Here is a 15096-nt window from a genome sequence, read left to right as displayed (position 1 = left end):
TCAGCGCCCCTTGGAGTGGGCGCGGGCCAGAACGGCGCGCATGCGGTCATAAGAGGCTTCCGGCGGCAGGGCTTTATCAAAGCCTTCCTTGCGGTCGGATTGTCGAATGGTCGCGTCATAACCAATCTTGGCGACCATGCCGCCCGATTCCTGCGGCTCGGAACGATCGGCCGGCAGATCGGTGACGATCAGCACATCGCGCTCGGCGCGCATGCGGGTCGATTTGGCGAGTTCCACAGCCTCGGTGTCCCACGGGTCGACATCGCTATCGACGATGGTGATGTTCTTGATGATGCTGACAGCGCCCCAGCAGATCGCCATGGCCCGGCGCGCCTGGCCGGGACGCGGATTGTGGATCTGCACCACGACATTGTTGCGGCCCGAACCGGACGCCGTGACCGCGACTTCGCCGACATTGTGGATCGAGCGCGAAAGCTGGGCCTTGAGGCTCGCGGCAATCGGGATGGCACCGAGATAGATGTGCTCGGCATGGTAGCCGGGCTCGATGACCTGGAACATCGCATCTTGCCGCCGCGTCATGCGGTGGAAAGTGGCGAGAACGCCGACGCCGTAATCCTCGTACATGCCGTGATATTCCGAGACATAGCCCTCTTCGATGGGCTTGTCGGCATGGATAAACCCTTCGAGGACGATCTCGGCATCGGCCGGCACCAGGATGTCATTGGTGAGGCATTTTGTGACCCGCACCGGCGCGCCAAGAAGCGCTCCTGCGCAATGCATTTCGTCGTCGCCCAGCCCGAGATAAAGGCAAGCGGCGAGCTGAATGGCCGGATGTGCACCCAGAACCACGGCGAAGGGCAAGGGCTTGCCCAGGGCAGAGGCCCTGCGCGCCATGATCGCAAGGTGATGGTTCGGCGCTATGCCGATCAGCGCTTCGGTCGGGCTCAGGATCTTGAGGCGCGCGTAGGAGGCATTGCCGAGCCCGGTCTCGGGATCGACGGCAACCATCATTCCGGCGCTGATATAAGGGCCGGTTTCCTTAGCAAAGAAGGTCGGGACCGGCAGGCGCGCCAGAACGCCATCGGCGAAGTCCAGTTGCTGTACCGGCGCATTCTCGACCAAAATGGGCGGAACCGGCTTCTTGACCGATGCCAGGAGCGCCTCCTGGATGGCTTTGGGCTCAACACCCAGAGCCATCGCAATGCGGTTGCGATCCGACAGCAGATTTCCAAAGACAGGGAGTTCCGAACCCTTGATCTTTTTGGCGACGACAGCCTTTGTGTCATGGGTTAGCGACAGCAGCGCCGAAAGGTCGAAATGCGGATCGACTTCTTCTTCGACGACCACGAGCTCGCTTTGCTTTGCCAATTGGTCGAGCATCGGCCGGCAGGACTGGTCCCCGGACAAGACTGAATCCTGACGCTGGTCCAGGACGGAAACTGTCGCCTCTTGGGAGGAACTGGCCAGCACGGGAAACCTCGAACACTACTGTCTATTTCCTGAGCATGCGTCTCCTTCAGTTGCGTGAGTAGTCAGAAAGCCCTTAATTAGGGCATCGTACATTTTTAGGTCCTTCTAGCCTTTCGTCGTTGGCTTGCGTGGGCTAGTCAGACTATTGTATTGGAACTCCTCCGCTTTTCAGCTTTTCCGTCTCCACCCCACTCAGAGCTTGCGCCTCGGTCGATCTACGTTTCGCTTGGCCGAATGTGCCAGCGTCGCAAAAACCGGAAAAATCTGCGGAACCGCGACAGGGGGTTTGGTGTTTTGTCGTGTTGGGAAATGAACGCTGGGCGGCACATCGATGGATAAGCAACGTATTTTGGTCGTCGATGACGAATTGCTCATCGCTGTGTTTCTCGAAGAAACGCTCCTCGACGCAGGGTACGATGTAACGATAGCCACCGGCGGCGAGGGTGCTCTTCGCGCCATTGCCGCACAACGGTGCGATGCCATTATCACAGACATCCGCATGCCCGGCATGAACGGCTGGGACCTCGCCAACCGCGCCCGGCTCGACAACGAGCACCTCCCTGTCATTTATGTCAGCGGCGATAGCGCCAGTGATTGGGTCAGCCGCGGCGTCAGCGGCAGCGTGATGATCGCCAAACCTTTCGAGGGCAAGACCCTGGTCGACGCCCTTGCCGATCTCTTGAGCCGGGTATCGGTCGATAGCTTCCCGATGCATAAACGCCACGCTGAAGGTCTCGCCGCCCAGGCCTAAGCCTCTGGCTGCTAGGCGCGCTCTCGACCCATCTCGGCCCGACCGTCGACGACGCAAATTTGCCTGCGGCAGATCTCGGCGATCTTCTCGTCATGCGTTGAGATCAGAAACGTCGTTTTTTCGCGCCCGTTGATCTCCCCGATCAGGTCCATGACCTGCATTGCCGACTCGCGATCGAGATTACCGGTCGGCTCGTCGGCCAGCACCAGCTCTGGCTGGTTCATCAGGGCCCGGGCGATGGCGACGCGCTGCTTCTGTCCGCCGGACAGTTTGGTCGCGAGATAATCCATTCGATGTTCAAGCCCAACGCGGACGAGCAGCTCCCGTCCCCGCTCGCGCGCCTCGCGGGTTTCTCGGCCCGCTTCGACTGCTGCGGGAAAGATGACGTTTTCGAGCGCGGTGAAATCGGGCAGGAGGTGATGGAATTGGAAAACGAAGCCGATGTGGCGATTGCGAAACTCGGTCAGGTCCCGGTCGCTGGCCGTAGTCAAATCCTCACCCAGCATGCGATGACTGCCCGACGTTGGACGCATCAACGTCCCGAGGATCGTCAAGAGCGTACTCTTGCCCGAACCCGATGGGCCGAGGAGTGCAGCGAGTTCTCCCGTTTCGAGGTCGAGATCGAGCCCCTTCAGAACACGTGTTTCCGCTTCGCCTTCGCCGTAGGTCTTGACGAGGTTCCTGACTTCGACAAGCGCGGTCATTGGCCGATCACCGAGACCGGATCGACCCGTGCTGCGGCGCGCGCCGGTAGGATCGAGGCGAGGACAGCGCCAATGGCCGTCAGCGCAATGGCAAGGCCATAGGCGCCCTGGCGCACATCGACCGGCAGACCGCCGGGCGGCGCCAGTTCGGGCACCGGAAAGGGCAACAGCGACGCATAGCCGAGCCCAGCCCCGATCAGGCCACCAAAGACGCCGATGAGGGCGCCTTGCAGTACGAAGACGAAGATGACGAAGCCGCGGCTGGCGCCCATGGCGCGCATGATCCCGATCTCGGGCCGCCGCCGATAAGTCGAGAGCAACAGGGCGCTCGCCACGCCGATGATGATGGTGATGAGCGCAAACGCCTTGATGAGATTGCCCGAGCTCGCCTGAGCCCTGAGCCCGTCGAGCAATTGTGCATTGCCCTCGGTCCAGGGTGTCGCCTTGAGCCCAGTCTCGGCAGCGATGCGCTCGGCCATGGCGGGCGCCTGATTGAGATCGGCCAGCTTGATCTCGACCCTAGAAATCCCCTGTGGCAGGTTGAATAATGTTCGGGCTGTCGCGAGACTGACAATGGCCGAGCGGGCATCGAGCGCTTCGACACCCAGCTCGAAAATGCCGCTGATCACCACGGCACGTTCGACCCCCTGGTCCGATTGCAGGCGCACGACCTGTCCCACCCCGACACCCAGATCGTCGGCAAGCTTTGATCCAAGGATGACGGTGGAGTTGGAGAGATCGGTCGAGCCCGATTTCAGGGCCTTCTCGATATTGGCGATAGCCGAGACCTTATCCGTTTCGACGCCGGTGACGCTCACGGGCGCGGTGACGACGCCGCGCACGAGAAAGCCATTGCCGACGATCTGCTGTGACGTCACGGCGACACCGGGCATGGCATCGATCAGCGGCAAGAACGCGTCCGCCGTGCGCAATTGCTGGCGCTGATTGGTGGCGCGTTGCTCGACAACGAGCGCTTCGACCCCTTCGGGCATCAGCGAGACCGGATCGCGCGACGGCGCCTCGATTGTGACATGGGCGATATCGCCGACCGTGCGCTGGACAAGAAACACGGCAAGCCCGCCAATGAGCGCACTCATGAAGATGAAGACAAAAACCCCAACCGCGACGCCGGCGATCAAAAGACCAGTCTGCGTCTTGTTGGCCGTGAGGTAGCGAAAGGCGATCTTGAGGCCATAGAGCATGCTATTGCGCCACCACGCTCTGGCCATCTGCGATGCCTGTCGGGTCAACGATGACGGCGTCGCCCTCCTCGAGCCCTTCCGTAACGATGACCCGGTCAGCGGGCCAGTCGGAAAAAGTCACCTGCCGGTTTGTGGCCTTGCCGTTTTCGAGGACAAGCACATGGCTCTCCGCGCCATCGTTCACGATGGCCCCGCGCGGCACGGTCAGCGCATTGGGCGTTTCCGAGACAATGACATTGGCGTTGACCGTCAGCCCCACCGGCAGGTCGACCGGCTCGTCAAAGGCAATCTTGATGGCCCGTCCGCCGGTCGCGGGATCGACGCGGGGCGCGGCGAACACCACCGAACCCTTGCGCGCCACGGTTTCGCCGACCGGCTTCAACAGCGCCGGCAACCCATCGGTGATTCGGGAGGAATAAAGCTCGTCGACATCGGTTTCGACGAGCAGGTCCGTCAGGTCAGCGATCTGGAAAAGTTCTGCCTGCGGATCGACGAGCTGGCCGCGATCGATCGATCGGGAAAGCACGACTCCATCGAGCGGCGCACGGACGGTGTATTGATCGAGCTGGCTTTTGGCCTGGTCGAGCGCGGCGTGTAACCGCGCAACCTCATTGGTCGCGGCAGCCAGGGCCAGTTCGGCATCCTCGCGCGAAGAACGCGGAGCATTGTCGCCGAGCGCCACGGCGCGATCAAAAGTCGCCTGGGCCTGCGCCTGCCGCACCATACCCGCTTCAAGCGCCGCCTGCGCCTGCTCGACAACGCTTTTGGGCTGGGCAGTATCGAGCACAACGAGTGTATCGTTTTCTGCAATCACGTCGCCCTCTTCGGCCATCACCTCCATGGCCTGCCCCGAGACCGACGATCGCACGGGCACCGATTCTCGCGCCGCCACACGCCCATTGACCGCCAAAACCTGTGTGAAAGGGCCGGACTTCATGACCTCGACGGCGACGGTTGTGGGTTTTGTCTCCCAAGGGCGTTCGATAGCGCCATAGGCGATCGCCGCGACAATGCAGATCACAACCAGGATTTTCCACCAGGACCACCGGCGCATCCGAAAGACCCTCTTTGGTTGTGAACTGGCCATTTTCTATCTCATTTGATATACAAAATCCAGTACGGTAGCCAAAGCGTTTTGGATCTGAACGATCTGTGGGAGCCCAGAAATATGCCCAGAACCAAAGGCAGCCGTGACCGCGCATTCGCGGAAAAGCGGAATGCGCTCATCGGACTGGCGCGCGCTTTATTGTCCTCGCCAGCGGGGCGTAATGCAAGCTGGCGCGAGATCGCTGCGGCCTGCAGCGTGTCGGTTTCGACCATGAACCACTATTTTGCCGACCGCGGCTCGCTGGTCGCGGCGATCGTGGAATTGGCCGAAAGCGAGGGCGCGCCCTACCTGGCCATGACGCGCGAGCCCTCGGGCCCTTTCGCACAATCCATTGCCGACCTCGTCTTTATGATCGCGCAAGGCTTCACCCATGGCGTCCTCGCCTTGCAGGTGATCGGCCTTGGCGAAGGCTTTTCAGCGCCTGGCGCTGCAAAAGCCTATCTCGGGCATCACCTCGAGCCGGTGCTCGGCGCCATCGCCACACGGCTCGAGCGCCATGTCGCGCTGGGCGAAATGGTCGATACCGACGTTCGTTTTGCAGCGATTGCGCTACTCTCGCCGCTGCTCGTCGCCCATCTTCATCAGTCAAGCCTGGGCGGCAGCCAGAGCCATCCCATGTCGCTTGCCGATTTCGGCACGCATCACGCGGCCGCGTTCGTGCGCGCCTATCGGACGGAAAATGCCTAAAGGTCGATCAAGCGCGCACGGCCCAGCGCGGCAAGATTGGCCGACTGCGTGCAAAAACAGGCGACCCTCAATTGTGCGATCGTCAGGCGCAGGCTGGCGATGACGCCATCGGGCGATTCCGTCGCGGCCTTGAGGATGCCGGCAGCCTGGCCCACGACATTGGCGCCGAGCCGGATGGCTTTGGCCACATCGATCCCGTCTCGAATGCCGCCCGAGCCGATGATCACCGCGTCAGGGCAGTGTTCACGAACGCTTTTGATGGCTGTGGCCGTGGGGATGCCCCAATCGACGAAGGCTCGGGCAATGGCTGCCTGCTCAGGCGTGCGCGCTCGCGCTGCTTCAACCGCCGCCCAACTGGTGCCACCGGCCCCGGCGACATCGATCACGGCGACGCCTGCCTCACGGAGCCGTCGCGCCAGCGGTCCTGAAATGCCGGCGCCGACCTCTTTCACGACGATCGGCGCACCCAGCGTTCGAGCCAGGGTTTCGATCTTATTCAACAGCCCGCGCCAATCGCGATCGCCTTCGGGTTGCACGGCTTCCTGGAGGGGGTTGAGATGAATGATGAGCGCATCAGCCCCGATCATCTCGATGGCACGCCGCGCCTGGTCGACGCCGAAGCCAAGGTTGAGCTGGGCCGCACCGAAATTGCCGAGAAGCGGAATATCGGGCGCCAGTCGGCGCAGTTCAGCGCCGAGACCCGCATTTTCCCGCGCTTCGATGGCAATACGCTGCGAGCCGACGGCGAGGGCAATACCGAGCTCCTGGCAGGCAATGGCGATATTGCGGTTGATGTCTTCTGCCCGCGCCGGTCCGCCGGTCATGGAGCTGACGAGCAGCGGCGCGTTGATCCGTTTGCCCAGAAAATCCGTAGAAAGATCTATCTCGTCCATGTGGAGCTCAGGGAGGGCGACGTGCTCGAACGTAATGTCGTCAAAGCCTGTGCGCGCCCGCGACGTGCCTTTTCCGCTCAAGACCACGTCGAGATGTTCGTTCTTCCGATCGTGCAGCAACGAGGCCCCCTACCAGCCGGGTCCTCTGCGGCCCCGTCCCACACTAGCATCGGGCGCGCGAATGGCGACGCCTCCTTTGCCAATCTTGTTCGTTTACGCAGTGGACTGCGTTTCGGTTCAATGTTTATGTTCACTCGCCCACGGGACCAGATCGATGACGTTGCGTAGTGCCTCAATCGACTTCCAGCCTGCCGACAGCGTCTCCTATGCTGACGTTGCTTCAGTGCGCGAGGCCGTCGAGGAGCGTCTGCAGGCTCACGTGACCACCCTGCCCGGCGTGCCGGATAATCTCCAGGGCGCCATTCGCCACGCGCTTCTGGGCAAAAGCAAGCGGATCCGGCCGGTTCTGCTTTATCTCATTGCCGACCCGGCAACCCGCCATCGTGATGCCGCGCTCGATCTCGGCTGCGCTGTGGAAATGGTGCACACCGCTTCCCTCATTCTCGATGATCTTCCCTGTATGGACGACGCGGCAATGCGGCGCCAGCGGCCGACGACGCATATCGCTTTCGGCCAGGCCACGGCGATTTTGTCGGCCATCGCCATGCTGACGCGTGCATTTGGCATCATCGCCGAGCTCGAAAGCGTGCCCGAAAAAACGCGGGTAAAACTCTCGACGCTGCTCTCGGACGCCATCGGCTGGGATGGCCTCGTTGCCGGCCAGGAGATCGACGTCAATGGCCGTCATCAATTGACCAGCGCCGACAAGATCGAGGAGCTGAACTGGCTCAAGACCGGCGTGCTTTTCGTTGCCGCTGCCGAAATGGGTGCCGTGCTGCGTGGTCTCGATGAGCCGCGCGTCGATGCCGTCCGCCGCTTCGCGCGCCACTTCGGCGTTGCCTTCCAGACAGCCGACGATCTGATCGATCGCAACGGCTCGGCCGGAGAAGCCGGCAAGGATGTGCAAAAGGATGGCGACAAGGCAACTCTGGTATCGCTCTTTGGCGCAAGTCAGGCGCACCTCACGTGCCAGGAGCATCTTGCCCATGCCGAGCAGGCTTTGATCGACAGCGGCGTCAACGCTGCGCCGATCCGCGAAATGATGCAGCGCCTTTTCGCGACGCGAAAGGCCGTGGCCTGATGAATCAAGCGCCTGCGGCCCTGCGCGTAGCGGGATTGAAAATCCGCTACGGCCGCCGCGAGGTGCTACGCGGTCTCGAGCTCGACATCGCCAAGGGCGAGATTTTCGGGCTTTTGGGTCCGAATGGCGCGGGCAAGACCACCTTGATCCGCACCATCTGCGGACGCATCACGCCGGCGGAAGGCGCCATCACCATCATGGGTCGGCCGATCAGCCGGCAGACGTTGCGCCGCATCGGCCTCGTGCCGCAGGACATCGCGCTTTATCCTCACCTAACGGCGCGCGAAAATCTCGAAGTCTTCGGCCGCCTGTCGGGTTTGAGCCGGAGCGACACCGAAAAGGCCATCGCCTGGGCAAGCGAAGCCGCCGACATCAAGGCGCGGCTCGGCGACAGGATCGAAATCCTCTCCGGCGGCTGGAAGCGGCGCGTCAATATTGCCGCCGCCATCCTGCACCAACCGGACCTGCTCATCCTCGATGAACCGACCGTGGGTGTCGATGTTGACGCCCGCAATGGCCTTCATGATGTCATCCATGAATTGAGCAATGCCGGCATGGGAGTGCTTCTCGCCACCCACGATCTCGACCAGGCCGAAATGCTCTGCGCACGCGTCGGCTTTCTCCGCAATGGCGTCATCGCCCCGCAGGGCAATCCGCGCCGGCTGATCGACGAGACCTTCAAGGGCCAGCGCGAGATCATCATCGAATTGCGCCAGCATCCGACACCGCATCAGGCCAATGCCCTCAAGACCAGTGGCTTTGCCTCGTCCAACGGCAATCTGAGCTGGTCGATGATCGGCAGGGATGCCGAGCGCTCGGCACGCGATCTCTCCGAAGCGTTCGAGCGGGCAGGTCTTGTCACGCGCGAAGTCCGCTTCCGTGAGCCCGGTCTTGACAGCCTCTTTGTCCACCTTTCACGTGACGCAACCGTGGCAAAGGAGGGCAGCGCCGGATGATCTTGGCCATGTTGCGCGTCATGGCCCTGAGCCTCGTGCGCGATCGGGGTGCACTGGCCATGGCCTTCGTGCTGCCGCCGACGATTTTCGTGATCTTTGCAGCCATTTTTTCCGGCACCAGCGGCGACGAATTGCGCCTGCAGGTGGCGCTGGGCGTTGCCACGCCGTCTACGCTGACCGAGCGCCTCGAAACGGCATTGCGCGATGAGCCGTCATTGCGGCTGCTGCCTGGCACTGCATCGAGCCCCGAGGCCGTGATCCGGCTCGTCGAAAGCGGCCAGGCCGATGTCGGCGTCATGTTGGCCGCAGACCTCAACGCAACGACGACGTCGCCGGTCACCATCTTCGTCGATCCCGGAAAACTCATGGCGGGCGCCATTCTTTCGGGGCAGGTTCAGCGCCTGATCGGCCTTGAAATGCCTGATCTTGCGCTGTCGCGCACGGCGCCGGACATCAGCTCCATCGTCGGCGGCTTCACCCCCGAGCAATCGGCTCGTCTTGCCGCAGCGATCGAGCAGCTGGCCGCGAATGGGGCCGACGCCAGCGGACAGGCGAACCTTGTGGCGACCGAGACCGTTGGGCCACAGGGCGGCTCGGGCGCTTCGGTCACCTATTATGCCGGCGCCGTAGCCATCCTCTTTCTCCTGTTCTCGGCGATGCAGAGTTCGGCAACGCTGATCGAAGAGCGCAGCTCCGGCATTGTCGATCGCGTTGCCGTCGGCCCGGCGGGGACCGACGTCGTGGTGCTCGGCAAGTTTTTATTCCTGACGCTTCAGGGAATTATCCAGGTGGCGCTGATCTTTACGGTCGCTGCCCTGGTTTATCGCGTCGATGTCGTCAACCATCTCGGCCTGTGGCTTCTGACCTCGATCGCCGCGGCCTTCGCGGCTGCAGGACTCGGTCTTGCCGTTGCGGCCGCCTGCACCACCAAGCAGCAGGCGCAGACGATTTCGACCTTCGTTGTCCTGGTCTGCTCGGCGATCGGCGGCTCCATGGTGCCGCGTTTCATGATGCCGCCATGGTTGCAGGATATCGGCTGGTTTACGCCCAATGCCTGGACGATCGAAGCCTATCATGGCGTCTTGTGGCGCGGTGAAGGCTTGCTCGACCTGATCCCGGAATTGGCATGGCTCATTGCGCTCGGATCCATCGGCGCGCTCCTGGCACTGCTGGTTTCACGGTGGCGTTTGCGGCTCTAAGGGTAGCATTATGGTAACATCGAGCAGGGATTTGCGACTTTCCGCTAAAGATACGGCAACAGGCCTCGTCTTTGCGGCGCTCATCATCCTTGCCTGGGTCACCGTTCACATCAGTGCCATCTTCTTCATCGACTGGACGCAAGACGGACTTTGGCTTGCCGCCCCATTCGTCATCATTCTCCAGTGCTGGCTGAGCGTTGGCATGTTCATCATCGCCCACGATTCCATGCATGGCACGCTCGCCCCACAACTGCCCTGGCTCAACAAGGCCATCGGCCGCTTTTGCGTCTTCGTCTATGCCGGGTTCTCGTATGAAAAACTCTATGAGAACCACCACGCCCATCATCGCAATGCCGGCACCGAGGACGATCCGGATTTCGACGCCGAGCATTCATCGAGCTTCTGGCCGTGGTATTTTAAATTCTTCCGCCATTATTTCGGCTGGCGCGAATTCGGCATCCTCACTGTCGCGGTCGTCGCTTACCTGATCATTCTTCAGGAGCGCTTTCCCACCATGCTGGTGTTCTGGGCGCTGCCGGCCATCCTGTCCTCGCTGCAACTCTTCTACTTCGGGACCTATCGGCCGCACCGGATCGACGAGACGCCATTTGCCGACCGGCACCGTGCGCGCAGCAACGACTTTTCGCCGCTGATGTCTTTGCTGACCTGCTTTCATTTCGGCTATCATCATGAGCATCACGACGCGCCGTGGGTGCCGTGGTGGAAGCTGCCGGCCCATCGCCAGACGGTGTTGCGTGCGAATTTGAGTTAGAACCGATGATCGATACCGTCCTCTATTATCTCGTCCCCACGCTTCTCGTTCTCGGCACCGTGGTCTTCATGGAGTGGTTCGCTGCCTGGTCGCATGAGCACATCATGCATGGCTGGGGCTGGGGCTGGCACAAGTCCCATCATGAGCCCCATGACGAAGCGCTCGAGGAAAACGATCTTTATGCCGTCATCTTCGGCATCTTCGCGGTTTTTCTGTTCTGGGTCGGCGCGACCATCTTCTGGCCGGTCTGGTGGATCGCCATCGGCATTTCGATCTATGGGATTCTCTATTTTTTCTTCCATGACGGGCTGGTGCACCAGCGCTGGCCGTTCAAATACATCCCGCGCAAGGGTTATCTGAAGCGGGTCTACCAGGCCCACCGCCTGCATCACGCCGTAGAAGGGCGCGATGGCTGCGTTTCCTTCGGCTTCGTTTATGCCGAGCCTGTCGACAAGCTCGTCAAGAAACTGCACGGCAACAAGAATGGCTTCGATCAGAGCGCGCTCAAGGACGACGACCAGAGACCGGCCGCTCACTGATCAAGGACGCTGCCAAAGCCCGGTGCGCGGCTTGCCGGGCTTGACGAAACGCGTCGCAGCGACATCGCCGAGCGCCAGCGACAAAAGACCGATCTTTTCCGCCTTGGTGGTCGAAACGCGCTGTTCCCAGGCCGAGGGGCCACCCTGGCGCAGCTTGGCGCCGATTGCGCGATAAACGCGCCGGGCGGCACCGATGGCCCAGGCCGAGCGCGGCGGCAGTGATGCCATGCCGAGATAGGCCGAGGCATAATAGGTTTCGGCAAGATCCAGGAGCTCGAGGGCTGCAGCATGCAGCGCCAGCCATTGCGCCCGGTTCTCGGGATCGATCACCGCAATGCCATGCCGCTTGAGAATTTCTCTTGGCACATAAACACGCCCGACGCGGGCATCGTCGACGACGTCGCGGGCAATATTGGTCAGCTGAAAGGCAAGGCCGAGGTCGGACGCCCGGTCGAGCACCTTTGGGTCCCGCACGCCCATGATCATCGCCATCATGACGCCGACGACACCGGCCACGTGATAGCAATATTCGAGCGTATCTCCGATGGTCTCATAATGCCGGTCGGCGACATCCATTTCGAAACCGGCGAGTAGTTCCTGCGGATGGCGCGGGGGAATCTGATGGCGCTCGACGACGCGCCGCAGGGCTTCAAAGACCGGGTCACTTGTCACCTCGCCCGCGAGGGCAGAGGCGGTTTGGGCGCGCAAAAGATCGAGCCGCTGCTGTTGGCCAGTGCGGAAATCGGCTTCCTGGGCATGGCCCAGGGTCTGTCCGTCGACGACGTCGTCGCAATGGCGGCACCAGGCATAGAGCATGACGGCGTCGTCGCGCGTTTGCTTGTCAAAGAGTTTTGCCGCGGCGGCAAAACTTTGCGAGCCCTGGGCGATGGCGACCTCGCTATTGGCAACGACGGCGTCGCTCATGCCTTGGCGTCCTCGATCATCAACCCGGCCGTGGCCTTGGCCGAGCCGACGACACCGGGAATGCCGGCGCCCGGATGGGTGCCGGCCCCGACGATATAGAGGTTGGAAATATCGTCGTCGCGGTTATGCGGACGGAACCAGGCGCTCTGGGTCAAGATCGGCTCGACCGAAAAGGCTGAGCCCAGATGCGCATTGAGTTCGCTGCGGAAGTCGAACGGGGTGAAATGGCGCACCGTGACGAGATCGTCGAGGAGGCCGGGGATATAACGATCGTTGAGATATTTGAGGATCCGGTCGCGATATTTGGGACCCTGCACGTCCCAGTCTATATCGGCTGTGCCAAGATGAGGGACGGGAGAAAGCACATAATAGGCGCTCGACCCCGGAGGCGCGAGGCTGTCGTCGGTCACCGAAGGAGCATGCAGATAAAGCGAGAAATCGTCCGCAAGGCCATCGGCGCCGAAAATCTCGGAGATCAGCTCGCGATAGCGGGGCCCGAACAGCACCATATGGTGCTTGAGTTCGGGATGCTGGGTCTTGAGGCCGAAGTAAACCACGAAGAGCGACATCGAAAAGCGTTTTGCTTCGAGGGATTTGGCGTTGGCTTCACCCCGCGCGGTTCCGCGCAGCATGTGCTTATAGGTGTGAACGACGTCGGCATTGGAAGCGATCTGGTCAAAGACGTGACGATCGCCGCTTTTGAGCACCAGCGCCTTGGCCCGGTCGCCCTCGATCTCGATGCGGTCGATCTCGGCATTGAGATAAACTTTTCCACCCAGATCTTCGAAGAGCTTGACCATGCCGGCAATCAGCGCGCCTGTTCCGCCCTTGGCGAACCAGACCCCGCCCTTGCGCTCGAGCGCATGGATCAGGGCATAGATCGACGAAGTCTGGAACGGATTGCCCCCGACCAGCAGCGAATGGAAGCTGAAGGCCTGGCGGAGCTGGTCGTCCTTGATGAACTGGCTGACCTTGGAATAGACGCTGCGATGGCTCTCGAGGCGCACCAGCTGCGGCGCTGCCTTGATCATCGACCAGAAATTGAGGAACGGCACCGTGCCGAGCTTTTCATAGCCTTCGCGATAAAGGTCTTCCGAATAGCGCAGGAACCGGTGATAGCCCTCGACGTCTTCAGGCGACTTGGCGCGGATCTGCCGGTCGATCTCGTCCTGATCATTGGCATAGTCGAACCGATAGCCGTCTTCCCAACAGAGCTGGTAGAATGGCTTGACCGGCAGGAGCGTCACATAGTCGGAAATCTTGCGGCCCGAAAGCGCCCAGAGCTGTTCGAGGCAATCGGGATCGGTGATGACCGTCGGGCCGGCGTCGAAGGTAAAGCCATCGTCAGAATAGACATAGGCACGCCCACCGGGCTTGTCGCGCTTTTCAAACAGCGAGGTCTGGATGCCAGCACTCTGCAACCGAATGGCCAGGGCAAGTCCGCCGAAGCCGGCGCCGATGACGGCGGCTGTCCTTTGTGGGCTGGTCACGCTTTTTTCGCTTTCAGCAATGGCGCTTCCCTGAGGCAGGCAAGGGCACGTTGGATAGGGACGGGAGGCTTCCCGATAAGGATGCGAGCGATGTCGCCGAGTGTACTACGTCCGGCATAGAACCTTTCGATCACTGGTTGCGGCAATTTATAGAACCGCTGCAGGACGAGGTGCCGTCGCTCGGGCGCGGCAGCGCGGAAAAGCATCCGATTGAGCAGCCGGTAAAAGCCCTGCTCCCGGTGGCGCATCCTGGCATGGTCGCGGATGGCGCGGGCCAGCGTGACGCTTGAAGCGGGCCAGTTTCCGGCAACGAGGTTGGCGATGCGTACGGCTTCAGGCAGGCTATAGCCGGTTGTGGGATGAAAGAGCCCTGCCCGCATGCCGGCCTGCGGGATATCGACCGGCTTATCGGCCCAGAAGCGCTCGAAATCATGGGCGAGCGCAATCGGCAAGACGCCATTTTCCTCCCGAACGACCTGGCGGATCGACCAGCCCTGCGCTTCGGCATAACGGGCGATATCGCCGGCGAGAGCCTGAAGGTCGAGCGCCTCGCCATCGGAGTAGCGCGTGTCTTCGATGAGCACGCGGGTCGGGGAAAAGGGAAGAAGGTAAATGAAGCGATAGCCATCGCGCTGGTCCACCGAAGCATCCATGATCACCGGGTCGGACAGCCCATGGGGCTCTTCGAGCTCGACTTCGAGACCGACGAATTTCTGGTAGCCCAGAACCAGGGCATCGCTCGGGGTATAGCCGCGCGTATCGATGACGGCGGCTGCAGCAATGCTCCGGCCATCGGCAAGCGTGACGCTTTCAGGTGCAAGGTCCCTGACCTTTGCGCCGGCCACGACCTCGACATTTGCCATCGCCGCGATCGCTGATGCCACCGAGGCCGATGTCAAGCTTGCATAGCCCGATCCGAGATGGCGTCTGAGCTTTTGAAAGCGAACCGCTTGCCCGGTCCAGCGATGCGCGATCAGCGGCGCCAGCCACTCAAGATCCGCCTCGTTCACATCGGCCAGGTGGAACGACCAGGTATGTTCGCCGAATGGCTCTGACGATCCTTCAAGAAGAATGATTTTCTGCTCAGGATGCAGCCGGGTGAGCCGTGCCGCAATCAAGGCGCTTGCAAGACCCGCTCCTGCGCAAACGAGCGGTCTTTCGATATCAGCTGGCAAAGCGGCACTCGTTTTCGTGACTAGGCCGCGCCATGCTAACGATATTTTCAGCCGGCGTAGAGGG

At 61.6% G+C, this 15096-nt stretch carries 15 protein-coding genes; 7 read left to right on the top strand and 8 right to left on the bottom strand.

Translation table 11 applies throughout. From position 1 onward, the window contains the following. Entirely contained in the window at positions 1–1341 is a 1341-nt protein-coding gene (locus VW35_RS11110) for a UbiD family decarboxylase (RefSeq protein WP_083982689.1), read from the bottom strand. A 421-nt stretch (positions 1342–1762) separates the two neighbouring features. Between VW35_RS11110 and VW35_RS11105 the strand changes: the two genes are divergently transcribed. Next, positions 1763–2182, top strand: coding sequence for a response regulator (locus tag VW35_RS11105; RefSeq protein ID WP_046143140.1), 420 nt, complete (start codon positions 1763–1765; stop codon positions 2180–2182). Between the two features lie 11 nt (positions 2183–2193). On the opposite strand, the gene VW35_RS11100 is transcribed toward VW35_RS11105, so the two are convergent. From VW35_RS11100 to VW35_RS11090, 3 genes are read right to left on the bottom strand one after another with little or no spacing between them, the layout of a single operon-like run. After that, on the bottom strand, positions 2194–2886 hold the full coding sequence (locus VW35_RS11100) for an ABC transporter ATP-binding protein (RefSeq protein WP_046143139.1): 693 nt from the start codon (positions 2884–2886) through the stop codon (positions 2194–2196). Beyond that, positions 2883–4115, bottom strand: a complete 1233-nt coding sequence (locus tag VW35_RS11095; protein ID WP_244465879.1) for an ABC transporter permease — start codon at positions 4113–4115, stop codon at positions 2883–2885. The genes VW35_RS11100 and VW35_RS11095 overlap by 4 nt, the downstream gene beginning before the upstream one ends. Then, on the bottom strand, positions 4090–5142 hold the full coding sequence (locus tag VW35_RS11090) for an efflux RND transporter periplasmic adaptor subunit (RefSeq protein WP_052951665.1): 1053 nt from the start codon (positions 5140–5142) through the stop codon (positions 4090–4092). The genes VW35_RS11095 and VW35_RS11090 overlap by 26 nt, the downstream gene beginning before the upstream one ends. A gap of 114 nt (positions 5143–5256) precedes the next feature. Here VW35_RS11090 and VW35_RS11085 point away from each other — a divergent pair, with 114 nt between their 5' ends. After that, a complete protein-coding gene (locus tag VW35_RS11085; RefSeq protein WP_046143137.1) occupies positions 5257–5883 on the top strand; it encodes a TetR/AcrR family transcriptional regulator in 627 nt (208 codons plus the stop codon). On the opposite strand, the gene fni is transcribed toward VW35_RS11085, so the two are convergent. Then, positions 5880–6896 (bottom strand): type 2 isopentenyl-diphosphate Delta-isomerase, encoded by a 1017-nt coding sequence (fni, locus tag VW35_RS11080; RefSeq protein WP_046143136.1) that lies wholly within the window; start codon positions 6894–6896, stop codon positions 5880–5882. The two genes, VW35_RS11085 and fni, sit on opposite strands and share 4 nt — an antisense overlap. 154 nt (positions 6897–7050) lie before the next feature. Here fni and VW35_RS11075 point away from each other — a divergent pair, with 154 nt between their 5' ends. From VW35_RS11075 to VW35_RS11055, 5 genes are read left to right on the top strand one after another with little or no spacing between them, the layout of a single operon-like run. Beyond that, on the top strand, positions 7051–7977 hold the full coding sequence (locus tag VW35_RS11075; RefSeq protein WP_046143135.1) for a polyprenyl synthetase family protein: 927 nt from the start codon (positions 7051–7053) through the stop codon (positions 7975–7977). Then, the gene (locus tag VW35_RS11070; RefSeq protein WP_046143134.1) at positions 7977–8933 is read left to right on the top strand and encodes an ABC transporter ATP-binding protein; all 957 of its coding nucleotides are present in this window, start codon (positions 7977–7979) and stop codon (positions 8931–8933) included. Before VW35_RS11075 ends, VW35_RS11070 begins: the two co-directional genes overlap by 1 nt. After that, the gene (locus VW35_RS11065; RefSeq protein WP_046143133.1) at positions 8930–10132 is read left to right on the top strand and encodes an ABC transporter permease; all 1203 of its coding nucleotides are present in this window, start codon (positions 8930–8932) and stop codon (positions 10130–10132) included. Before VW35_RS11070 ends, VW35_RS11065 begins: the two co-directional genes overlap by 4 nt. A 31-nt stretch (positions 10133–10163) precedes the next feature. Continuing rightward, the gene (locus tag VW35_RS11060; RefSeq protein ID WP_200896891.1) at positions 10164–10904 is read left to right on the top strand and encodes a fatty acid desaturase; all 741 of its coding nucleotides are present in this window, start codon (positions 10164–10166) and stop codon (positions 10902–10904) included. Between the two features lie 5 nt (positions 10905–10909). Then, positions 10910–11443 carry a sterol desaturase family protein gene (locus VW35_RS11055; protein ID WP_046143131.1) on the top strand — a complete coding sequence of 178 codons (534 nt, stop codon included), beginning with the start codon at positions 10910–10912 and terminating at the stop codon, positions 11441–11443. Here the strand turns inward: VW35_RS11055 and VW35_RS11050 are convergent, their stop codons facing one another. From VW35_RS11050 to crtY, 3 genes are read right to left on the bottom strand one after another with little or no spacing between them, the layout of a single operon-like run. Then, positions 11444–12367, bottom strand: coding sequence for a phytoene/squalene synthase family protein (locus VW35_RS11050; protein WP_046143130.1), 924 nt, complete (start codon positions 12365–12367; stop codon positions 11444–11446). Then, positions 12364–13857 carry a phytoene desaturase gene (locus VW35_RS11045; protein WP_046143129.1) on the bottom strand — a complete coding sequence of 498 codons (1494 nt, stop codon included), beginning with the start codon at positions 13855–13857 and terminating at the stop codon, positions 12364–12366. Before VW35_RS11045 ends, VW35_RS11050 begins: the two co-directional genes overlap by 4 nt. Then, the gene (crtY, locus tag VW35_RS11040; protein ID WP_200896890.1) at positions 13854–15032 is read right to left on the bottom strand and encodes a lycopene beta-cyclase CrtY; all 1179 of its coding nucleotides are present in this window, start codon (positions 15030–15032) and stop codon (positions 13854–13856) included. The genes VW35_RS11045 and crtY overlap by 4 nt, the downstream gene beginning before the upstream one ends. Positions 15033–15096 lie beyond the last annotated feature (64 nt).

Origin of the sequence: Devosia soli (assembly GCF_000970455.1) — a bacterium.
In the GTDB taxonomy this organism is placed as follows: domain Bacteria; phylum Pseudomonadota; class Alphaproteobacteria; order Rhizobiales; family Devosiaceae; genus Devosia; species Devosia soli.
The sequence above is the reverse complement of the archived record's forward strand: the minus strand, read 5'-3'. Positions and strand labels throughout refer to the sequence as shown.